Annotated in this window: 20 protein-coding genes; 14 read left to right on the top strand and 6 right to left on the bottom strand. The window is 71.5% G+C overall.

Annotated elements, in window-relative coordinates; genetic code table 11:
- Positions 1 to 39: 39 nt before the first annotated feature.
- The 4 genes from HUO13_RS16985 to HUO13_RS17000 all read left to right on the top strand — a co-directional run bounded on the left by HUO13_RS16985 (position 40) and on the right by HUO13_RS17000 (position 5,309).
- The gene (locus HUO13_RS16985; protein ID WP_211902284.1) at positions 40 to 963 is read left to right on the top strand and encodes a LysR family transcriptional regulator; all 924 of its coding nucleotides are present in this window, start codon (positions 40 to 42) and stop codon (positions 961 to 963) included.
- Between the two features lie 143 nt (positions 964 to 1,106).
- Positions 1,107 to 2,321: a CaiB/BaiF CoA transferase family protein gene (locus tag HUO13_RS16990; protein ID WP_211902285.1), complete on the top strand. Its 1,215-nt coding sequence runs from the start codon at positions 1,107 to 1,109 to the stop codon at positions 2,319 to 2,321.
- A complete protein-coding gene (locus HUO13_RS16995; protein ID WP_211902286.1) occupies positions 2,311 to 3,264 on the top strand; it encodes an HpcH/HpaI aldolase/citrate lyase family protein in 954 nt (317 codons plus the stop codon). Before HUO13_RS16990 ends, HUO13_RS16995 begins: the two co-directional genes overlap by 11 nt.
- A 176-nt stretch (positions 3,265 to 3,440) precedes the next feature.
- Complete coding sequence (locus HUO13_RS17000; RefSeq protein WP_211902287.1) at positions 3,441 to 5,309, top strand: FUSC family protein; 1,869 nt, start codon at positions 3,441 to 3,443, stop codon at positions 5,307 to 5,309.
- Positions 5,310 to 5,325: 16 nt separating this feature from the next.
- On the opposite strand, the gene gndA is transcribed toward HUO13_RS17000, so the two are convergent.
- The 5 genes from gndA to nac form a co-directional block, all read right to left on the bottom strand.
- Positions 5,326 to 6,765 carry an NADP-dependent phosphogluconate dehydrogenase gene (gene gndA / locus HUO13_RS17005; RefSeq protein WP_211902288.1) on the bottom strand — a complete coding sequence of 480 codons (1,440 nt, stop codon included), beginning with the start codon at positions 6,763 to 6,765 and terminating at the stop codon, positions 5,326 to 5,328.
- 97 nt (positions 6,766 to 6,862) lie between these two features.
- A complete protein-coding gene (locus HUO13_RS17010) occupies positions 6,863 to 7,882 on the bottom strand; it encodes an L-idonate 5-dehydrogenase (protein WP_211902289.1) in 1,020 nt (339 codons plus the stop codon).
- Positions 7,883 to 7,911: 29 nt separating this feature from the next.
- Positions 7,912 to 8,682, bottom strand: coding sequence for an SDR family oxidoreductase (locus HUO13_RS17015; RefSeq protein WP_211902290.1), 771 nt, complete (start codon positions 8,680 to 8,682; stop codon positions 7,912 to 7,914).
- Entirely contained in the window at positions 8,679 to 9,677 is a 999-nt protein-coding gene (locus tag HUO13_RS17020) for a 2-hydroxyacid dehydrogenase (RefSeq protein ID WP_211902291.1), read from the bottom strand. Before HUO13_RS17020 ends, HUO13_RS17015 begins: the two co-directional genes overlap by 4 nt.
- Before the next feature lie 141 nt (positions 9,678 to 9,818).
- The gene (nac, locus tag HUO13_RS17025) at positions 9,819 to 10,733 is read right to left on the bottom strand and encodes a nitrogen assimilation transcriptional regulator NAC (protein ID WP_211902292.1); all 915 of its coding nucleotides are present in this window, start codon (positions 10,731 to 10,733) and stop codon (positions 9,819 to 9,821) included.
- Positions 10,734 to 11,075: 342 nt separating this feature from the next.
- Here nac and HUO13_RS17030 point away from each other — a divergent pair, with 342 nt between their 5' ends.
- The 8 genes from HUO13_RS17030 to HUO13_RS17065 all read left to right on the top strand — a co-directional run bounded on the left by HUO13_RS17030 (position 11,076) and on the right by HUO13_RS17065 (position 18,087).
- Positions 11,076 to 11,861, top strand: coding sequence for a LamB/YcsF family protein (locus HUO13_RS17030; RefSeq protein ID WP_211902293.1), 786 nt, complete (start codon positions 11,076 to 11,078; stop codon positions 11,859 to 11,861).
- Between the two features lies 1 nt (position 11,862).
- The gene (locus HUO13_RS17035) at positions 11,863 to 12,573 is read left to right on the top strand and encodes a 5-oxoprolinase subunit B family protein (protein ID WP_211902294.1); all 711 of its coding nucleotides are present in this window, start codon (positions 11,863 to 11,865) and stop codon (positions 12,571 to 12,573) included.
- Positions 12,566 to 13,573, top strand: a complete 1,008-nt coding sequence (locus HUO13_RS17040; protein WP_211902295.1) for a biotin-dependent carboxyltransferase family protein — start codon at positions 12,566 to 12,568, stop codon at positions 13,571 to 13,573. The genes HUO13_RS17035 and HUO13_RS17040 overlap by 8 nt, the downstream gene beginning before the upstream one ends.
- Positions 13,570 to 14,880, top strand: coding sequence for an MFS transporter (locus HUO13_RS17045; protein WP_211902296.1), 1,311 nt, complete (start codon positions 13,570 to 13,572; stop codon positions 14,878 to 14,880). The genes HUO13_RS17040 and HUO13_RS17045 overlap by 4 nt, the downstream gene beginning before the upstream one ends.
- A 44-nt stretch (positions 14,881 to 14,924) precedes the next feature.
- Positions 14,925 to 15,668, top strand: coding sequence for an SDR family oxidoreductase (locus HUO13_RS17050; protein ID WP_211902297.1), 744 nt, complete (start codon positions 14,925 to 14,927; stop codon positions 15,666 to 15,668).
- A gap of 20 nt (positions 15,669 to 15,688) precedes the next feature.
- The gene (locus tag HUO13_RS17055) at positions 15,689 to 16,897 is read left to right on the top strand and encodes an aspartate transaminase (RefSeq protein ID WP_211902298.1); all 1,209 of its coding nucleotides are present in this window, start codon (positions 15,689 to 15,691) and stop codon (positions 16,895 to 16,897) included.
- Positions 16,898 to 16,933: 36 nt separating this feature from the next.
- Positions 16,934 to 17,605 carry a 4-carboxy-4-hydroxy-2-oxoadipate aldolase/oxaloacetate decarboxylase gene (locus HUO13_RS37500; RefSeq protein ID WP_249124941.1) on the top strand — a complete coding sequence of 224 codons (672 nt, stop codon included), beginning with the start codon at positions 16,934 to 16,936 and terminating at the stop codon, positions 17,603 to 17,605.
- A gap of 74 nt (positions 17,606 to 17,679) precedes the next feature.
- Complete coding sequence (locus HUO13_RS17065; protein ID WP_249124942.1) at positions 17,680 to 18,087, top strand: hypothetical protein; 408 nt, start codon at positions 17,680 to 17,682, stop codon at positions 18,085 to 18,087.
- A gap of 118 nt (positions 18,088 to 18,205) precedes the next feature.
- Here HUO13_RS17065 and HUO13_RS17070 read toward each other — a convergent pair whose 3' ends face one another.
- Positions 18,206 to 18,676, bottom strand: a complete 471-nt coding sequence (locus tag HUO13_RS17070; RefSeq protein WP_211902299.1) for a GbsR/MarR family transcriptional regulator — start codon at positions 18,674 to 18,676, stop codon at positions 18,206 to 18,208.
- Between the two features lie 127 nt (positions 18,677 to 18,803).
- On the opposite strand from HUO13_RS17070, the gene HUO13_RS17075 reads away from it, so the two are divergent.
- Both HUO13_RS17075 and HUO13_RS17080 read left to right on the top strand, forming a co-directional pair.
- Entirely contained in the window at positions 18,804 to 20,369 is a 1,566-nt protein-coding gene (locus HUO13_RS17075) for a GMC family oxidoreductase (RefSeq protein ID WP_211902300.1), read from the top strand.
- Complete coding sequence (locus HUO13_RS17080; protein ID WP_211902301.1) at positions 20,366 to 21,529, top strand: amidohydrolase; 1,164 nt, start codon at positions 20,366 to 20,368, stop codon at positions 21,527 to 21,529. Before HUO13_RS17075 ends, HUO13_RS17080 begins: the two co-directional genes overlap by 4 nt.
- Positions 21,530 to 21,641 lie beyond the last annotated feature (112 nt).

Below are 21,641 nucleotides of genomic sequence, written 5' to 3' on the forward strand. Positions count from 1 at the left end.
GGGCATCAATCGCCGGATTCCGGCCTATGCTGCGCGGCCATGGAGGCCACCCTGCGCCAGCTCGCCGCCTACGCCGCGGTCGCCCGCGCGGCGAGCTTCACCGCAGCCGCGGAGGAGCTGCACGTGTCGCAGTCGTCGCTGAGCCGCGCGGTCGCGGACCTGGAGCGGCTGCTGGGCGCGCGGCTGCTGGAACGCGACACCCGCAACGTCCAGCTCACCGCCGCCGGGGCCGAGGCCCTGCGCGTGGCGGAGCGGATCGTCAACGCCCACCGGGCAGGCATGCAGGACCTGCGGCGGTTCCTGCTCGGCGAGTCCGGTGCGGTCGCGGTGGCGACCCTGCCCTCGGTCGCGGCGGTGTTGCTGCCGCAGGTGATCTCCGCCTTCCGCGCGCAACGGCCGCGGGTGGCGGTGCACATCATGGACGGCCTGGAGCGGTCGGTGCTCGGCCGCGTGCTCTCCGGTGACGCCGACTTCGCGATCACCACGGTCGGCGAGCCCTCGGACCAGCTGGAGCAGCGGCCCCTGGTCCGGGACCGCTTCGTCGCGGTGCTGCCGCCCGACCACCCCTTCGCCGAGGCACCGGAGGTGGCCTGGGCTGACCTCGCGGGTGAGCCGTTCCTCGCGGTCGGGCGGGACTCGAGCGTGCGGCGGCTCACCGACGCGGCGTTCGCCCAGATCGACGCGCATGCGGCTCCGGCGGCCGAGGCGTCGAGCGTGGCGACGGTGGGCGGGCTCGTCGCCGCGGGCCTCGGCGTATCGGCGCTGCCCGCGCTGGTCCTGCCCCTCATGGGAGCCGGGCCCGTCGTGACCCGGCCGCTCGTGGAGCCGGATGTCGACCGGCGCCTGGACATCGCGCTGCGCGCGCAGCGGACCCGTCCGCTTGCCGCGGACCGGTTCCTGGAGATGCTCGACGAGTTCCGGCAGGAGGGGCGCGACCTGCCCGCCGGGGTTTCCTGGGCTTGATCCGGACGGCGATCCATGCCGAGATCGCATGGATTTATGGTCTTCCTTTGCTCGACAAGCATTTCCGCGGTTGGGCAGGCTTGCAGCCGATCCACCCGGAAGTCCGCCGGGTGGTGGGCAACCGCGGACGGCGAGGAGCGGCCATGGCCTCACAGCAGCACACGACCGGGCACGGGCAGCTTCGCGGGCTGAAGGTCGTCGAGTTCGCGCACGTCGTGGCCGGGCCGATGGCCGGGTCGATGCTCGCCGACCAAGGCGCGGACGTCGTGCACGTCGAGCCGCCCGGAACGGGAGACGCGGCCCGCGGCATGGGGCCGAAGCGCGACGGTGTTCCCCTGTGGTTCAAGGTCGCCGGGCGCAACAAGCGGTCGGTCACGCTCGACCTGCGCCAGGAAGCCGGCCGGGCCGTGGCCCACCGGCTCGTCGCGTGGGCCGACGTCGTGATCGTCACCTTCCGCCCGGGGCGGCTGCGCACCTGGGGGCTCGACTGGGATTCCGTGCACCGCATCAACCCGAGGGCCGTGCTGCTGCAGATCTCCGGCTATGGAGCCACTTCCTCGCACGCCGACGAGCCCGGCTTCGGCAAGATGGGCGAGGCGCGCAGTGGCGTGGTGCACCTGACCGGCCACCCGGACGGCCCGCCCGTCCACACCGGTTTCTCCCACGGCGACGCGGTGACCGGGCTGATGGGTGCCTACGCGGTGCTCGCCGCCCTCCACCGCCGCGACCACGACCCGGACTTCGACGGCGAGTGGATCGACCTCGCGCTGTTCGAGCCCCTGTTCCGGCTCGTCGAGTGGCAGGTCATCATGCACGACCAGCTCGGCGCGGTGCCGCAGCGAGCCGGAAACCAGCTCGCGGTCGCCCCCGCCGCGGTCATCAACACCTACCAGTCCCGCGAGGGCGAGTGGATCACGGTGACCTCCGCGACGCCGCGCTCGGTGCGCAACGTGGCCCGGTTGCTCGGGTTGCCGGAGGACGAGTTCGCCACTACGGAGCAGCAGCACGCCGGTCGGCAACGGCTCGACGAGGGTCTGCGGGACTGGATCGCGCAGCGCTCGACCGACGAGTGCCTGGCGGAGTTCGTGCGCAACGAGGTGGTGGCCTCGCGGGTCTTCAGCGCCGCCGACATCGCCACCGACCCGGTCTACGCCGAGCGCGAGGACATCGTCACCGTCGAAGATCCCGAACTCGGCCCGGTGCGGATGCAGGCGGTCCTCCCGCACTTCAGGCGGAACCCGGGCCGGATCTGGCGGACCGGCCCGGATCTGGGGCAGGACAACGACCTCGTGTACCGGGAGTGGCTCGGGCTGGGTGATGAGGACGTCGCGGATCTGGAGAACAACGGTGCCATCTGAGACCGGCGCCCGAGCGCCGCAGGCGCGTCCCGCCCTGCGCTCGCTGCTGTTCGTGCCGGGGACCAAGGTGGAATGGCTGGGCAAGGCGGGGGAGTCCGGCGCCGACGCGGTCATCCTCGATCTGGAGGACGCGGTTCCCGAGTCGCGGAAGCCGCACGCCCGCGGCCAGGTCGCCGAAGCCGTCGCGCAGGCCGAGGCGAACGCGTTCGGGAACATGGCTGTCTTCGTCCGCATCAACGCGCTCGACGGCTGGGAGGCGGTCGGCGAACTGCGCGCGATCGCGCGTCCCGGTCTTTCCGGGATCGTGCTTCCCAAGGTGAGCAGCGTGCGAGACGTGTGGCTGGCCGACCGGCTGCTCGGCTGGTGCGAACGCGAGGCGGGCCTCCCCGCCGGCCGGATCGCCCTGGTCCCGCTGCTGGAGACCGCTCGAGGTCTGCGGGACGCGCGGGACATCGCCGCGGCGGCTCCGCGCGTGGCGTACCTGGGCGCGCTCACCGCCCCCGGCGGTGACGTCGAGCGCGCCGTCGGTTACCGCTGGACTCCGGAGGGGACCGGAACGCTGGCGCTGCGTGCCCGTGTCCTGCTCGATGCCCGGGCGGAGGAGGTGCCGCATCCGGTCACCGGGCTGTGGACCCGGATCGACGACCTCGGCGGACTACGCGCCTTCGCCGAGCAGAACCGGGATCTCGGCTACGAGGGCATGATGGCGATCCACCCCTCGCACGTCCCCGTGATCAACGAGGTCTTCTCGCCCGGCCCCGAGGAGCTCGACCGCTGCGCTCGCCTGGTCGCGACTGTGGAGCAAGCCCAGGCGCACGGGGTCGGCGCGGTGTCGTTCGAGGGGGAGATGGTCGACGAAGCCATGGTCGCCACGGCCCGGCTGACCCTGCGGCGACACGCCCGCGAACGCGGCCCTGACTCGCCGGGTGCGCCTGAGCACTGAGAGCACGGTGACCTTTCGGGCTCGGTCCCGGTAGCTGCTGCGGTGTGATCGACGGCAACTTGTGATGCCCGTGGCGTTGGGCGGCTTTCCGGCGCCGGTCGCGGTCAGAATCGGACGCACAGTCCACAGACGCCGCTCGGCGTGGAGCGCGTATCCCGGCCCGAAGGGACGTGCGTGTGATCACCGATGCGCTCCCCGCCACCAGGCGCCCGCGCGGCCTGCTGCCGGCGTGGTTGGTGCGCATGCTGCGCCCGGCCCCGTACTCGCGGGACTGGACGCGGGTGTGCGCGGCGACCGTCGGCATCGGGGGACCGCAGATCGCCGGGTTGGCGACCGGCCGGGTGGAGGAGGCCGTGCTCGCCTCGGTCGGCGCGCTGTGCGTGAGCTTCTCGGACCTGACGACCTCCTACCGGCACCGGTTGCGCCGCGTCGGGCTGACCGCGGTGCTCGGTGCGATCGGCTTCACCGCGGGGGCCGGGGCCGCAGGCCCGTGGTGGGCCGCGGCGACCGTGGTCGCGGTGTCGCTGGTGTCGGTGCTGTCGAGCCGGATGGGGGACCTCTGGGCCGCGGCGGGTGCGCAGATGCTCACCTTCTGCGTGGTCGCGACCGGTCAGCACTCCCAGTCGCTCGGGCTCGGCGCGCAGGTCCTGTGGTTCCTCTGCGGGGAAGTGCTGTTGGTGGCGATGGTCGCGGCGACATGGCCGTTTCGCCGCACCGCCCCGGCCAGGGAGGCGGTGGCGAGGGTGTTCGACACGACGGTGCGGATGTTCGACGCCGCCGGGACCGACCGGGCGATCGGTATCCGCCAGGACCTGACCCGGGCGCTCAACACCGCGCACGACATCCTGCTCGGCGGCGCGTCGACGTCCCGCAGCCGGGTCCACGACCGGCTCTACGTCGTCCTCACCCGCGTCACGCCCATCGTCGAGGCCGCGGTCGCGTTGACGCACTCCGGAGACCGGCCGCCGGAGCGGGTGGTGGCCGCCCTGCGGGAGCTCGCGCGCAGCGTCCGCAGCGGTGACCTCCCCGCGCCGCACCGGCCCCCCGCGGCCGATGCCGCGACGGTGCGGGCGTTGGACGCGGGAATCGCGGACCTGATCGCCGCATGGCGTCGGGCGAAGCCGGTGCGGGTGCGCGGAGGCAGCCGGAGCGTGAGGGAGAGGCTGCGGGTGTGGCGCGGCAGCGTGACCTTCGGCCGCACCACCTGGCTGCTCGCGCTGCGCATGTCGCTGTGCCTGGCGGTGGCCGAGTGCATCGGCCTGGTCGGCGGCCTCGACCAGGGGCACTGGATCGCGCTGACGGTCGCGCTGGTGCTCAAACCGAACTCGGGCTCGGTCTTCGCGCGCACCGTGCTGCGCGCGCTCGGCAGCGTCGTGGGCGTGTTGCTCGCGCTGGTGCTGCTCGCGCTGGTGCCGCCGGGCTGGGTGCTCGTGGTGTTCACCGCCGCGCTGGCCGCCGCGCTCCCGGTGGCCCTGAGCCGCCATTACGGTGTCTTCACCGCGGTCGTCACCGCGCTGGTGCTGCTGCAGATGAGCCAGTCGGAGCTGTTCGCCGACGCCCTGCCCACCGTCCGGCTGGTCGACTCGCTCGCGGGCTGCGCGATCGTGCTCGGCGTCGTGGCGCTGCTACGCCCGTTGCAACCACGTGCCGATCTCGCGGACCGGATCGCGGCGGTGACCGAGACCGTGTCGGAGTACGTGTCGCTGTCGCTGGCGGGGGTCGCGCAGGGCCGTTCCGCCCTGCGGCGCCGCACCTACCGCGACCTGTCGGATCTGCGGGCGGCGTTGCAACAGCAGCTGATGGAACCGGCCGCGGGCCGGGCGGAACGCTGGTGGCCGACGGTCATCCTGCTGGAACGCGTCGTCGACGCCGCGACCGAACGCGCGCTGCTGGGCGGGCACATCGGCGACGACCGCCTGCAGCACGCGCAGCGGTTGGTCTCCGGCATGCGCAGCGCCACGCGACAGGTCCGTGACGGCGGGGCTTCGCCGGAGGTCCTGCGCGCGCATCTGGAGCGCGTCTACACCGAGGTCTGCGCGGCGTAGGTGTGGGGGTGACGGTTCAGACCGGTACCTCGGATCGGTCGCCGCTCCAGAGGGTGTGGAACACGCCTTCCCGGTCGGTGCGCCGGTAGGTGTGGGCGCCGAAGTAGTCCCGCTGCCCCTGGGTGAGTGCCGCCGGCAGCCGGCCGGCGCGCAGGGTGTCGTAGTAGGCCAGCGCCGCCGAGAAACCCGGTGTCGGTACGCCCTGGCGGGTGGCGGCGACCAGGACCGACCGCCAGTCGTCCTGGGCTGCCCCGATCTCCTGGGCGAAGGTTTCGTCGGAGAGCAGGCTCGGCAGGTCGGGGCGCGCGTCGTAGGCGGCGCGGACGCGGTCGAGGAACGCGGCGCGGATGATGCAGCCGGCGCGCCAGATCGCGGCGACCGCGCCCAGGTCGATGTTCCAGCCGTACTCGGCGCTTCCGGCGGCGATCTCGTGGAAGCCCTGCGTGTAGGACACGATCTTCGACGCGTAGAGCGCCTGCTCCACCTGGTCGGCGAACGCCGCGGCCTCGGACTCGCCCAGCGTTGCGGGAGCGGGCCCCGCGAGCCCGCGGGAGGCTTCGCGCAGTGCGGTGTGGCCCGACAGCGAGCGGGCGAACACCGCCTCGGCGATGCCCGACACCGGCACCCCCAGCTCGAGCGCGATCTGCACGGTCCAGCGGCCGGTGCCCTTCTGCTCGGCCTCGTCGGCGACGACGTCGACGAACGGTTCGCCGGTCGCGGCGTCCACATGGGACAGCACCTCTGCGGTGATCTCGATGAGGTAGGAGTCCAGGCGGCCGGTGTTCCAGGTGCGGAAGATCTCGGCGATCCGGGCCGGGGAGAAGCCCGCGACCTCGCGCAGCAGCTGGTAGGCCTCGGCGATCAGCTGCATGTCGGCGTACTCGATGCCGTTGTGCACCATCTTGACGAAGTGCCCGGCGCCGTCCGCGCCGACGTGGGTCACGCACGGTGCACCGTCGGCGGCCTTGGCGGCGATCTTCTCCAGCATCGGGCCGAGCGAGGCGTAGGACTCGTCCGAGCCGCCCGGCATGATGCTGGGGCCGTGCAGGGCGCCCTCCTCGCCGCCGGAGATGCCGGTGCCCACGAAGTGGATGCCGTGCTCGCGCAGCTCGCGCTCACGGCGCCGGGTGTCGGCGAAGTGGGCGTTGCCGCCGTCGATGATCAGGTCGCCCGGCTCCAGCAGCGGGGCGAACTCCCGGATCACCGCGTCGGTGGGGTCGCCGGCCTTCACCATGACGACGAGCCTGCGGGGGCGCTCCATCGCGGCGACGAAGTCCTCGGCCGACTCGGTCGCGACGAACTCGCCCTCGTGGCCGAACTCGTCCATGAGCTCGCGGGTCTTCGCCGCGGTGCGGTTGTGCACGGCGACCGCGTAGCCGTTGCGTGCGAAGTTGCGGGCGAGGTTGCGGCCCATGACCGCCAGCCCGGTGACGCCGATCTGGGCTGAAGTGCTCATGCGGTTGCTCCCGTGGGGTTGGGCGACGCCCGCCAGTCTGCGTCCCGGCGCGCCGCGGCGCCCGTGGGGCCGGTGGCCGGACTCAGGCTCGGAGGGATCACCGCGGGTCGGTGAGGTCCAGCAGGACCTTCGAGGCGAGGGCCCGGTTCCCGGCGATGTCGAACGCGGCGGCCGCTTCGGCCAGCGGGAAGGTGTGGGTCAGCACGGGATCGACGTGCAGACCTTCGCCCAGCAGCGACAGCGCCTCGTCGAACTCCCGGTCGAAGCGGAACGCGCCGAGCATCTCGATCTCCCGGGTGACCACGATGTTTCCGAGGAAGCCCGTCTCGCCCGGAGGCAGCAGGCCGAGCAGGACGACCGTGCCGCGGCGCGCAACGGTCCGCACGCACGTGCTCAGGCCCGCCGCCGACCCGGACGCCTCGATGGCGATGTCGGGCTGGTCTGGATCCGCTCCGTCCGCCCGGACCGTCGAGGTGGCCCCGACGGCCGCGGCGATGGCCAACGGCTCGTCGAGCAGGTCGGTCACGACGATCTCGGCCGCGCCGGCGTTCTTCAGCGCGGCCACGGTGAGGCAGCCGATCGGCCCCGCGCCGGTGACCAGGACCCGCCGGCCTGCCACATCGCCTGCGCGGTGCACCGCGTGCAGGGCGACCGCGAGCGGTTCCGCGACGACCGCTCGGCGCAGGTCCAGCCCGGTGGGCAGCGGGCGGACCTGGTCGGCAGGCACGACGAGGTGCTGGATGAAACCACCCTGCACGTGCGGCGTCCGGGCGGCGCTGCCGAGATAGCGGCTCCGGGCGCAGACGTTGCGCCGGTTCCCGGCGCATTCGGGGCATGCGCCGCACGGAGTCGCCGGATGGATCGCCACGGGCGTGCCGACGCCGGGCCCGTCCACGTCCGGCCCGGTGGCGGCGACGTGCCCGACGACCTCGTGGCCGAGCACCATGGGCTCGCGCAGGCGGAAATCGCCGACCGAACCGCGGTGGTAGTAGTGCAGGTCCGAACCGCAGATGCCGCCGAACGCGGTCGAGACCGCGATTTCCCCGTGGCCCGGTGGCACCGGGTCCCGGTCCTCGACGCGGAGGTCACCCGCACCGTGTACGACACATGCACGCATGGACATCGCTCCTCCACAGGGATCGACGGTCAGAGAACGGAAGTCATGCCGCCGTCGACGTACAGCAGCTGGCCGTTGACGAAGTCGGAGGCGGGTGAGGCCAGGAAGAGCAGGGCGCCGACGAGGTCCTCGACCCGCCCCCACCTGGCGGCCGGCGTGCGGCCGCGCACCCAGGCGCTGAACTCCTCGTCGGCGACGAGGGCGGCGGTCAGCTCGGTCTCGAAGTAGCCCGGGGCGAGCCCGTTGACCTGGATCCCCGATGGGCCGAGGTCGGCGCACATGCCCCTGGTCAGCTGCTTGAGGCCGCCCTTGGTGGCCGAGTACGGGGCGATGCCGGGCCGCACGAGCTCGCTCTGGACCGAGCAGACGTTGATGATCTTGCCGTTGCCGCGCGGCACCATCCGCCGCGCGACCTCGCGTCCGGCGAGGAAGGCGCTGGTGAGGTTGGTGTCGAGCAGCCGGTACCAGTCGGCATCGGCGAACTCGGTGAACGGCGTGCGGTGCTGCGCTCCGGTGTTGTTCACCAGGATGTCGACCGGGCCCACGCGCTCCTCGATGCCGGCGACGCCGTCGGAGACCGCTGCCGGATCGGTCACGTCGAACGCGCTCGCGTGCACGGTCGCGCCGGTGAGCTCGGCCAGCTCCTCCCGGGCCCGCTCCAGCCTGGGCTCGTCGCGACCGTTGAGGACGACCGTGCAGCCGGCTTCGAGCAGGCCCCGCGCGAGTGCGCGGCCGATGCCCTTGCTGGATCCGGTGACGACGGCGACCCTTCCGCTGACGTCGAAAACGGGGTGGCTCACCGCACGACCCCTTCCGCGGCCGGCACCGCGGCGGAGCCGGGGACCGGGGTGCGGGCGGGGCGGCCGGAGAGCACGTCGAAGAGGTTGTCCACGGCAAGGTCGACCATCGCCGCCCGGGTCGCCTCGGTGGCCGATCCGACGTGCGGCAGGGCGACCAGCCGGGACTGCTCGACGAGATCGGCCACGTCCGCCCCGCGCGGCTCTCGTTCGAAGACGTCCAGCCCCGCCGAGTGGATCACCCCGTCGCGCAGCGCGGCCAGCAGCGCCGCTTCGTCGACGACACCGCCGCGCGAGGTGTTGACCAGCGTCGCGGTCGGCTTCATGGCACGGAGCTCGTCCGCGCCGATGAGGCCGCGGGTGGACTCGGTCAGCGGAACGTGCAGCGAGACGATGTCGGACCCGGCGAGCAGCGTGGGGAAGCCGACCGCGTGGGACAGGTCGTCGTCCTCCGGGGCGAACGGGTCGTGGTGGAGCACTCGCATGCCGAAACCGGCCGCGCGCCGGGCCACCGCTCGACCGATCTGGCCGTAGCCGACCAGGCCCAGCGTCGCGCCGAACACGTCCAGGCCCAGGTAGTCGTCCATCCTGAACAGGTCCCACCCGCCCGCGTGCAGGCGGTCGCGGGCCGAACCGAGCCTGCGCCGCGCCATCAGGAACAGGGCGAACGCGAGGTCGGCGGTGGTTTCGGCCAGCACCCCGGGCGTGTGGGTGACCACGACGCCCCGTTCGGCGGCGGCCTGGCGGTCGACCGCGTCGAATCCCATGCTCGCGAGGGCGACCACGCGCAGCGACGGCCCCGCAGCGTCCAGCAGTTCGGCGTCGATGCGGTCGTTGCCCAGGGCGAGGATGCCGTCGGCGCCGCTCGCGAGCCCGGCCAGCTCGGCCGGTTCCGGCTTGCCCGCTCCTGTCCAGGGGACGACATCGACGTGGGTCCCGAGGCGAGCCAGGCCGCCGCCGGGAAGTTCCTGGCGGGTGCTGAGCACGCGCTGCGTCATGGTCAACTCCTCATCGAGGCCGGTGCGCATGGGCGTGATCCACGGCAGTGGAACGCGTGTGAAGGAAACTAGGCAGCGCGGAGGGGGAGCGACAAATACCGGTTTTGCGTGACGCTATCGGTGCCGGGCATGGTTGCCCGTTCACTCGTCGCCGGGGCGGTCGAACTCCTCGATCAGTTCGTGGAACAGGTCGTGCACCGCCAGGGCGGGTTCGGACAGCGGTTGGTGGTCGGAGGTGCACAGGGAGAGCTCGACCTCGATCTCGGGGTCGACGATCCGCCGCACCGCGAGGTTCTGCACGTCGATGATCGCGCTGGCCGCCGACCACGGCAGCACGGTCGCGCCGACACCGGCGCGGACGGCGCTGACCAGCGTCAGCACGGACTCGATCTCCCCGACGACGGCCGGTTCGAGGCCGGCCTTGTGGAACGCGGCGTCGACGACCTGGCGGATGGTGTGGATGCGGCTGGGCAGCAGCAGGCCGACGTCGCGCAGCTCGGCCACGGCCACCTCGCCGGCCGTCGCGGCCGGGGCGATGGAGGGGGTGGCGATGAGGAACAGATCCTCGGTGCGCATCGGCTCGAACCGGACGCCTCGGATGGGACCCGCGCCGTAGATGAACGCCATGTCCATCCGCCCGGTCATGATCGCCTCGCTGATGACCCCGCCGAAGTTCTCGTTGATGTGCAGCAGGATGTTCGGGTAGCGCTCCCGCGCGGCCCGCAGCAGCGGCAGGGCGAGTGCCGCGCCGGTGCTGTAGGGGGCGAGGCCCACCGACACGCTGCCCGCCGGAGCGTTCCCGGACACCGAGACCGCGGCGTGGGCCTGGTCGACCTGGCGCAGGATGAGCTGGGCGTGGCGGTAGAGCGCGCGGCCCGCCTCGGTCGGGGCCACCCCGCGCTTGCTGCGGATCAGCAGTTTCTGCTTGAACTGGGTTTCCAGCGCCGAAACCTGCTGGCTCAGCGCGGGTTGGGCGATGCGCAGGATGTCGGCGGCGCGGGTGATGCTCCCGGCATCGACGATCTTGATGAACGAATACAGGCGCCTGGTGTCCATCCGCAGCCCTTCTCACTGGAGTGCAGCACATCATACGTGCGGGGTGTTCGGCGCTCTGAGCTGTGGATACGCTGCTCGCGCGGGTGGTCGCGGCGGCCGCCTGGCCAGCGGCGACCGCCGTCATAAGCAACACCGATCACGTCACGCGCAACCCGTATTTGTCGGTCCCGAGGAGTCGGATTACGTTCACTGAAACGCGAAGCGAACCGTTCGGCGAGGCGGAGTTCCCGGCAATCTCGGCGAAGAATTGTTGCCGCGAGTTGATTTGCCGGCGGCCGAATTCAGCAGGCGCTCGCCGCGAACGAAGAATGCGATTGGGAATTCGTTCCCCCGGAGGACGAAATGACGCACATGGTCGATCTCGTCGCCGACCTCGGAGAGGGGTTCGGCGCCTACACCATGGGTGACGACGAGGCGCTGCTGGAGGTTCTGACCTCGGCGAACATCGCCTGCGGCTTCCACGCGGGCGACCCCCGCACCATGGATTCCACGATCCGCTCGTGCGTCGAGCGCGGTATCTCCGCGGGGGCGCACCCCAGCTTCCCCGACCTCGTCGGTTTCGGCAGGCGCGCGATGGAGCTGGCGCCCGACGAGGTCCGCACCGACGTGCTCTACCAGGTCGGCGCGCTCCAGGCGTTCGCCGCCGCGCACGGCACCCGGGTCAACCACGTCGCGCCGCACGGCCGGCTGGGCAACCTGGTGGCCACGCGGCCCGACTACGCCGGTGCGGTGGCCGACGCCGTCGCCGCCCTCGACCCGTCGTTGATCGTGCTGGCGCAGGACGGTGCGCTCGCGGAGGCCGCACGGGCCCGCGGCCTGCGGGTCGCCATCGTCGGGATCGCCGACCGGGCCTACTCCGACGACGGCACCCTGGTGCCCCGGACGCGTCCCGGTGCGGTGATCCACGACGAGGCCGAGATCGCCGAGCGCACGGTGCGGATGGTGACCGAGGGCGTCGTGCACAGCGTCGGCGGGAATGCCATCCCGGTGGAGTGCGACACGGTGCTGCTGCACGGCGACACCCCCGGCGCGGTGGCAGTGGCGCGCAAGGTGCGCGCGGAACTGCTGTCGGCGGGTGTGGTGACCGCACCGCTGCCCGAGGTGCTGCGCGCCAGGAGGGGAGCCTGACGTGGGACACCGCGTGACGATCAGCGACTGCGGCGATTCGGCCGTGGTGGTCAAGGCGGTGCACGGCGATGCGAACCTGCGCTGGCAGGTCGTGCACAACCTGGCCGATGTGCTCGAGGAGGCGCGCCTGGCGGGCGTGCACGGGCTGGTGCCCACCTACGACTCCCTGCTCGTGGAGTTCGACTGCACCGACACCGACCACCAGGCCGTCCGACGGGGACTGGCGGACGCCCTCGCCCGGCTGGCCGAGGGCCCGGTCGAGCGGGCGTCGAAGCTGTTCGTCGTTCCCGTGGTCTACGGCGGCGAGCACGGGCCCGACCTGCCGGAGGTCGCCGCGCAACTCGGGCTGACCGAGCAGAAGGTGATCGAGCTGCACTCCGGCACCGCCCTGACCGTCCGGTGCCTCGGCGCGCCTGTCGGCGCACCTATGATGGACGGCCCGCCGTTCCCCGCGCCGGTCGCACGGCTGGCTTCGCCCAGGACGAGCGTCCCACCGGGCTCGGTGGCGGTGGCCGGCAAGCAAGCGGTGATCTGCCCGCTGCGCTCTCCCGGAGGGTGGCCGCTGCTGGGGCGGACTCCGCTGCGGGTGCTCGACCTCGGCTCCGAGCGCCTCACCCCGTACCGGCCGGGAGACCGCTTCCGCTTCGTCCCGATCCGCCCGGAGCAGTGGGACGAGCACGCCGGTGCACCGTTGGCGGCCGTCGATGGCTGACAACCTCGTGATCCACCAGGCGGGCATCTCGACGGTGCAGGATCTCGGCCGGTTCGGGCGCTCCAGGCACGGGCTGCCGGTCAACGGCGCTCTCGACCAGTACTCGGCACGCGTCGCGAACGTGCTGGTGGGCAACGACGAGGGCGCGCCGTTGGTCGAGATCACGATGCTGGACTTCAGCTGCACCCCCGGCACGGATGTGCTCATCGCCGTCACCGGGGCACCCGCCGATGTCACCGTCGACGGGTTCCGGCGACCGCAGTGGGAGCCGGTCGCGGTCGGTCCCGGCCAGACCGTGCGCGTCGCGGGCATCCGGCTCGGCGCGCGGGTCTACCTCGCGCTGCGCGGCTCGCTGGAGGCGCCGTCGCTGCTGGGGAGCTGCGCACCCGACACGATCCTCGGGTTCGGCCGCTCGCTGCGCGACGACGACGAGCTCGCGATCAGCGGCTGCCTCGCGCCGATCGACCACCCGGTCCTGCGCCACCCGGTCTTCCAGCTCGGTGCACCGGTCCCGTTGTTCGGGGAATCTTGGACCATCGACGTCACCGAAGGCCCGGACATCGCGGAGTTCGGTGCTTCGGCGGCGAGGCTGTTCAGCGCCGAGTACACCGTGAGCCCGCAGAGCAACCACATCGGTCTGCGCATGCGCGGCGAGGTGCCGCAGCGGGTGGCCCGCGGCGAGGTGCTCTCGCGCGGCGTCCCGGTCGGAGCCGTCGAAGTGCCCGCGGGCGAGGAACTGCTGGTGCTGCACCGCGGTCGCGGTGTCACGGCCGGCTACCCGGTGCTCGCCGTGGTCACCGCGACCGGTCTCTGCGCTCTCGGCCAGGTCCGGCCCGGCCAGCGCGTCCGGTTCCGCAGACGCGGCATCGGCGAGGCCGTGGCCGCCTGCCGGGCCCGGCGCGACGCCCTGCGCGCTCTGCGAAAACGCGTGTCGAACGTGTTCGACGCGCTCCGGATCCCAACGCTCACCCCGCACGCACCAGCAAGGGAGACACCATGACTGCCGTGGCCCCGAAGGCCGTACCCAACAAGGTCGACTCCCGAACCGCGCGGCGGATCACCCTCGCCGGCTGCATCGGGATCTTCGCCGAGCTCTACGACAACGGCATCTTCGGCTTCATGGCGGGAACGCTGGCCCTGGTGTTCTTCCCGGACTCGCAGAACGCGGTGCTGCTGGTCTTCGTGGGGTATGCGATCTCGTTCTTCTTCCGCCCGCTCGGCGGCATCATCTGCGGCCACCTCGGGGACCGCATCGGCAGGCAGCGGATGCTCGTCTTCGTCATCATGCTGATCAGCGTCGCCACGGCGGTCATCGGCCTGCTGCCGACCTACGCCGCCATCGGGATCGCGGCCCCGTGCCTGCTCATCCTGATGCGGGTGTTGCAGGGCTTCTCGGTCGGCGGTGAGGCGGCCGGGGCGATGACGTTCCTCGCCGAGCACGCGCCGGAGGGCAAACGCGGCCTCTACACCAGCTACGCCCAGATCGCCTCGTTCCTCTCGCTGCTGACCGGAACGCTGATCGCCGCGGCCATGACCAGCGGTCTCGGGCCGGAGCGCATGGAGTCGTTCGGCTGGCGGATCCCGTTCCTGCTGGCCATCCCGCTGGGCATCACCGGCATCTACATCCGCAGGCGCATCACCGACACCCCCAACTTCACCCGCCTGAAGGAAGAGGGGGAGCTGTCGAGGAACCCGCTCAAGGAGGCGTTCACCTCCGCGGAGCACCGCCGGGCGATGTGGTTGGCGCTGTTCATCCCGTTGATGAACGGCTCCGGCTACTACGTGCTGTTCGCCTACATGCCGACGTTCATGACCAAGGAGCTGGAGTTCAGCACCGTCCAGGGTCTGCTCGTCACCGCGGCCAGCCTGGTGGCGATCTCCGTCGCGATCCCCTTCATGGGTGCGCTTTCGGACCGCATCGGCCGCAAGAAGGTCATCGGGGGCGCGGCGGTGGCCATGGCGATCGCGGGAGTTCCCTGCTACGCGCTGATCAGCTCCGGCGACGTGGGACTCGCGGCCCTGGGTGCCTGCGTCATGGCCGTCGTGTTCGCCGGGCACACCGGCGTCATCCACATCCTCCTGGTGGAGCTGTTTCCCACCCGCGTCCGCTACTCCGCCTACGGCCTGGGCTACAACGTCTCTTCCGCCATCTTCGGCGGCACCGCCCCGCTGCTGATGACATTCCTCATCGGACAGACCGGGAACACCTACATGCCCGCTTTCTACGCGGTGATCACCGCCATCGGCACTCTCATCGCGGTTTCCATGGTGTCCGACCGGGCACACCTCCCGCTCCAGGACGCCTAGTCCGACCGGCACTTCGACCACCAACTCGTGAGGAGCTATCCGACATGCCCTTTTCCGACTACAGGACCGCCCTGGTCACCGGTGCCTCGACCGGGATCGGCGCGGTGGTCGTCGAGCGGCTGGCGAAGCAGGGGCTGCAGGTGCACGCCGTGGCCCGCAACGCCGAGCGGCTCGGCGAACTGGCCCGGCGCACCGGCTGCACGCCGCACGCGGTCGACATCACCGACACCGCCGAGCTGACCAGGGTGCTGGCGGGGCTGGAGATCGACGTCCTGGTCAACAACGCCGGCGTGTCCCGGTCGGGCAACATCCTCGACGCCGACGAGTTCGCCGTCGACGAGCAGATCGCGGTCAACATCCAGGCCGTGCTGCACCTGGTGCGCCTGGTCATGCCCGGCATGATCGAACGCGACCTCGGGCACATCGTCAACATCTCCTCGATCGCCGCGGTCTACAACTTCGGCGGCAACACCATCTACCACGCGACGAAGTCGGCCGTGCACACGCTGTCGCGCCAGCTCCGCGTCGACGGGTACGGCCGCCGGGTCCGCGTCACCGAAATCTGCCCGGGGCGCGTGGAAACCGAGATCTTCGGCCGTCTGCTGGGGGACATGGAGGAGGCGCGGCGGCGGTTCTACGACGGTTACGAGTCGCTCAAGCCGGAGGACATCGCCGACGCGATCGACTTCGCGATCGACTCGCCGCGGCACGTGAACATCGGGCACGTGGAAATCCTGCCGACCTTCCAGGTGCCAGGCGGACTCAGCTTCGAGCGGCGCGCCGACTGAGCGCGAGGAGACGACGAACGATGAGCGGAACACCGACAGCCCGGCGGGTGCGGCGGATCAAACCCTCACCGAGCACCGCCGCCGCGCAACGGGTGCGCGAACTCAAGGCCCAGGGGCACGAGATCCTGGACCTCACGGTGGGCGAGCCCGACTTCGACACCCCCGAGCACGTGAAGCTCGCCGCGATCGAGGCGATCCGGCGCGGGGACACCAAGTACACACCGGTCAACGGCACGCCCGAGCTCCGCGCGGCGATCTCGGCCAAGCTCGCCCAGCGCCACGGCACGCACTACCCCGACGAGCAGATCACGGTCGGAGGTGGGGCCAAGCAGGTCATCTTCCTGGCTCTGATGGCCACTGTGGACAGCGGTGACGAAGTCGTCATCCCTGCCCCGTACTGGGTTTCCTACCCGGACATGGTGCTCGCCAACGACGGCACTCCGTCGATCGTGGAGTGCGCCGAGTCGAACGGGTTCAAGCTCACCGCGCGGCAGTTGGCGGACGCGATCACCGAGAGGACGCGCTGGGTGGTCCTCAACGCGCCGGGCAACCCCACCGGCGCCGCGTACGACACCGCGGAACTCCGGTCACTGGCCGACGTCCTGCTGGCCCACCCGCACGTCCGGGTGCTGACCGACGAGATCTACGACGAGATCTGGTACGGAGCGGGCCAGGCGCCCACCCTCGTCGGCGTGGAGCCGCGGCTGCGGGACCGGGTGCTGGTGACCAACGGCGTCTCGAAGACCTACGCGATGACCGGCTGGCGGATCGGCTACGGCGCGGGCGCCGCGGACCTGGTGGCGGCGATCAACAAGCTCCAGTCGCAGATCTCGTCGTGCCCGTCCTCGGTGAGCCAGGCGGCCGCGGTCGCCGCGCTCGGCGGGAAGCAGGACTTCGTCGGCGAGATGGTCGCAACCTACCGGAGCCGCCGGGACGAGGTGCTGCATGCGCTCGGCGGCATCCCGGGGATCTCCTGCACCACCCCCCGAGGGGGCTTCTACCTGTTCGTCAACTGCACCGGGCTGCTCGGCAAACGCACTCCGCAGGGTGGCGTGATCGGCACGGACGAGGATTTCTCGCGGTATCTGCTGGAAACGCAGCAGGTCGCCGTGATCCACGGTGCGGCTTACGGGTCACCGGGCTACTTCCGCATCTCCTTCGCCACGTCGAGCGCCGTGCTCGCCGAGGCGGCAGCACGCATCGGCCGGGCTTGCGCCGAGCTGTCCTGACCACGCCGAGAGCAGACCAGAAGAGGAGCGCCAGAAATGCGCGTCACCACCAAGATCGACCGCCCGAATCCCGAACTGGTGGCTCAGCTGGGCGAGTACTCGTCGGCCACGATCCACGAGGCGCAAGGCAGGCTAGGCGCGCTGAGCTCGACCATCAAACCGGTCGACCGGAACATGTCCTGCTGCGGACCGGCGTTCACGGTGTCCTGCGCGCCGCGCGACAACATCATGCTCCAGGTCGCGATCGCCCACGCGCGCCCCGGCGACGTCATCGTGGTGTCGGCAGGGGAGTACGCCGAGGCGGGGTCTTTCGGCGACGTGCTGGCCAATGCCTGCCAGGCGAAGGGGATCGCCGGGTTGGTCACCGACACCGGTGTCCGCGATACGCAGGAGTTGCGCAGGCTCGGGTTCCCGGTGTTCTCCTACAGCGTGTCGATCAAGGGCACCGTCAAGGAGACGGTCGGCCCGCTGAACGAACCGGTGCTGATCGGTGGCGAGATCGTCCGGCCCGGCGACGTGGTTCGCGGTGACGCGGACGGAATCGTGGTGGTCCGGCGAGAAGACCTCGCCGAGGCGATCCGCAAGTCCCGGGAAAGGGAGGAGGCCGAGGCGGGCTACATCGCGGCCTACCGCTCGGGCAGGAGCGTCATCGAGGTCAGCGGCCTTGCGGCCAAACTCGAAGCGAAGGGCCTGATCCTGGAAGAGTGATCTGCCGCGCGGCGGAAGGCACCGCATCGCAGGGCAACGTACACCGCCGTGGCGCGGCGCTGCACAATCTCGGCATGAACGAGCGTCGCGCCTCCGGCCTTCCCATGAACGTCGTCTTCGTACTCGTCGGCGCGGTGCTCGGCATCGTCCTGGCCATCGGCTGGTGGTGGCTTGACGACGCGCGTGTTCTGGTGCGGCTGCAGGCCCACGCGGCTCCTGCTGGTCTGGTCTACGCGGGCGAATCGGGGCACGGGGTCGTGCTCGCCCGGATCGACAACCACCTCGGCGACGTCCAGGGCTACGAGGTGTGGCTGGGCCGGGCGGTGAACAGCGACACCCCGTACGGGCACGTCGTGGAGGTCCCCGACGGATGGGATGCGCAGAACATGCGCGTCGACTGGCTTCCTGATGGCGTCGGTTTGGTTTTCGCCGACGCCGGCCGGATCTTCGTTCCCGACGACCAGTTCACCGGCGGCCGATGACCGGACTCCGCCCGGCTCCAGGGTCGGTGGCATTCCGGGACGATCAGTTGATCGCAGGCGTGCCTTATGACGCGTCCGCCCATGCACGGAAGTACCCGCGCTCGAGCGGCTTGTGCGCTCAGGTGAGCGCGCCGTATTCCTCGAGCAACGAGTTCAGCCGCGCGACCATGAAGTCGTAGTAGGCGGCCATCTCGCGCAGTCGGCGCCGTTGGAGGGACGGGAGCGTCCGCGCCTCCTGCTGGGCGCGATGGGCCAGGTCGCGGAGTTGCTCCGTCTGCCGGAGCTGGTGGCCGAGGCACGCCGACCACGCGTCCGGGCGCCATTCGTAGACGTAGTGCCGTGTTCCGGGCGGCTTGAACCGCCGGACCACGCCGTTGGTGATCAGCAGGCGGGTCGTCTCCGACACGGACCCGGCGCTGGCCCCGAGCTCGTCCTGCAACTGCTGGACGGTCATGGGCTCCTCGCTGAGCAGCAGCACGCCCGCGATCCGGCCCGCCATCGGGGGCCAGCCCATCGTCGGCCCGATGACGTTGGCGAAGTCGTCGAGCAGCAGTTCGTTGCCGCTGGGACGAGAGCTGGTGTCGGACACGCGAGCTCCTGGTTTCACTTCAAAGTGAGAATTCACCGTTGACTGAGAGTTGCTGGCGGGCTCATAGTACCCGGACAGCGGTGGCCCACTCCTCGGATGTCGCCGGTGAATCCTCCGGAGGTCCTGCATGACGAAGAACGGCTGGGACGTGATCGTGGTCGGTGCCGGGTCCTCAGGTGCGCCGCTGGCGAGCCGGCTGGCCGCGGCGGGCAGGCGGGTTCTGCTGCTCGAGGCGGGCCCGGACTACCGCTCGGCCCGGATGCCGGAGGTGTGGCGCTCGCCGAACCCCGTCCGCGCGCTGACCGACCCGGAGGCGGCCCGGGAGCTGGTGTGGACCGACCTGCTCGCGACCAGGACCGACAAGCAGGAGGCCGCCCTGTACTGGCGGGGCCGCGGCACCGGCGGCAGTTCCTCGATCAACGGGCAGATCGCGATCAGGCCGCCGGTGGAGGACTTCGAGGACTGGGCGCGGTGGGGCTGCGCGGGTTGGTCCCCGGAGGACGTGCTGCCCTACTTCTGCCGCTCCGAGGACGACGAGGAGTTCGGCGACGCCTCCTACCACGGCAGGGGCGGGCCGACCCCGATCCACCGGATTCCGCGGGAGGACTGGGGTTCCGTCGACACCGCGCTGTGCTCCGCGGCGCTTTCGGCAGGCCACGGCTGGGCCGAGGACGTCAACGCGCCGGGTGCGCGCGGGGTCTCCCCGTATCCGGTCAACTCCCGTGGCGGTCGCAGGGTCACGGTCAACGACGGCTACCTCGAGTCCGCGCGAGAGGCCGGGGCGCTGACCATCCGCGGTGGCGCCCTCGTCGATCGGGTCGTGACCAGCGGCGGCCGGGCGACGGGCGTGCGCTACCTCGCCGGTGGGGTCCCGGTCGAGGAACGAGCGGACCTCGTCGTGCTCAGCGCGGGGGCCGTGCACTCGCCTGCCGTGCTGATGCGCTCGGGAATCGGCCCGGCCCGGCACCTGCGACCACTGGGCATCGACGTCGTCGCGGACCTGCCGGTCGGGCATGGCCTGCAGGACCATCCCCTGGTGGGTGTGGCGATCCCGCTCAGCGAGGCGTCGGCCATCCGCACGCCCGACGACCGCCACACCAACGTCTGCGTCCGCTACACCAGTGACCACCCCGATGCCCAGCCGCACGACATGATGTTCGTGTCGCTCAACCAGGACGTGCTGTCGATGGAAAGCGCCGACCTGCGCTTCGGCGCCGGCGCGTTCGGGGTGTGGGTCAACCAGGCGTGGTCGCGCGGATCGGTCACCCTGACCTCGGCCGACCCGCGCGTTCAGCCCGAAGTCCGCTTGGCCATGCTCTCCGACGAACGCGACCGCGCCCGGCTGCGCGCGGGCATCCGGGCGCTGGTCGACATGGCCCGGGGCGATGCCGTCTCTGCCATCTCGGACGGTTCGTTCGAGCGGGTCAACACGGCGCTGCTGTCCGTGCTCGACGACGACGCCGAGCTCGACGACCACCTGCTCGCCACCGCGTCCGACGCGCAGCACGCGACCAGCACCTGCCGCATGGGAGACCCGGACGACCCGGCCACCGTGGTCGACCCGGGATGCCGGGTCCTCGGCGTCGGCGGGCTGCGCGTCGTCGACGCCTCGGTCTTCCCGTCCGTGCCGCGCGCCAACACCAACCTGACCGCGATCATGGCCGGTGAGCTGATGGCGGACCGCCTCGCATGACCGCCATCCCGCCGACGGCTCCCGACACCGTCAAGCGCGACATCGCCTCACGGGTCCGGGCCGCGGAAGCGGAGCTGGTCGGCCTGTCACGTCGCATCCACGCAAACCCGGAGCTGGCCTTCGAGGAGGTGCGGGCCAGCCGCTGGGTCGCCGAAGCGCTGGCCGGCGGCGGCTTCGACGTCGAGCACGGTTGCTACGGCCTGCCCACCGCGGTGCGCGCCATCGCCGGGACCGGGCCGTGTCACGTCGTGGTGTGCGCCGAGTACGACGCGCTCCCGGGGATGGGGCACGCCTGCGGGCACAACATCATCGCCGCCGCGGCCGTCGGCGCGGGGCTCGGTCTCGCCCGCGTGGCCGACGACCTGGGACTCACCGTCACCGTGCTGGGCACGCCCGCCGAAGAGGGTGGTGGCGGGAAGGTCCTGATGCTCGAACGGGGAGCCTTCGACGGGGCTCACGCCGCCATGATGGTGCACCCGGCCGCGCAGGAGGCGGCGGCGTTGCGCGGGTCGGCGGTGTCGGTCTTCGACGTCGAGTACCGGGGCCGGCCGGCCCACGCGGGCGCGCATCCGGAACTTGGAGTCAACGCCGCCGACGCGATGACGATCGCGCAGGTGGCGATCGGCCTGCTGCGCCAGCAGACCCGCGAGGTCGAGCGGATCCACGGCGTCGTCACCGGCGGAGGTCTCGCGGCGAACGTGATCCCGGACTGCAGCACCGGAAACTGGATCGTGCGTTCGGACTCGTCCGAGCACCTGAGCGCGCTCAAGGGCCGGGTGCTCGCCTGCTTCGAGGCCGGGGCGGTGGGGTCCGGGTGCGAGCTGGAGATCCGGCCCAGCTGTCCGGACTACGCCGACCTCGTGCACGACCGCGACATGGTGGCGCTCTACCAGGCCAACGCCACCGCGTTGGGACGCCGGTTCCCCGAGCCGGGCGAGGGGCCGCTCGTCGGAGCGGCCACGGACATGGGCAACGTGTCGCACCGCGTCCCGTCGATCCACCCGATGCTCGGCCTGGACTGCCTGCCCGCCGTCAACCACCAGCCCGAGTTCGCCGCCGCCTGTGCCACGCCGGCAGCCGACCGTGCCGTCCTCGACGGGGCAGTTGCGCTCGCGTGGACCGCCGCCGACGTCGGCAATCTCCACCGCGCCGGCGGTTGACGGCGCTCACCAACCGCGGAACCGGTGCGGCTCCTGGTGAACGGGTCGCCAGCTTGGTGACAATGACCATTGACACAGTTGTGAATGTCATCGATGCTGGTGCGGTCGCTCC

It is taken from the genome of Saccharopolyspora erythraea (genome assembly GCF_018141105.1).
In the GTDB taxonomy this organism is placed as follows: domain Bacteria; phylum Actinomycetota; class Actinomycetes; order Mycobacteriales; family Pseudonocardiaceae; genus Saccharopolyspora_D; species Saccharopolyspora_D erythraea_A.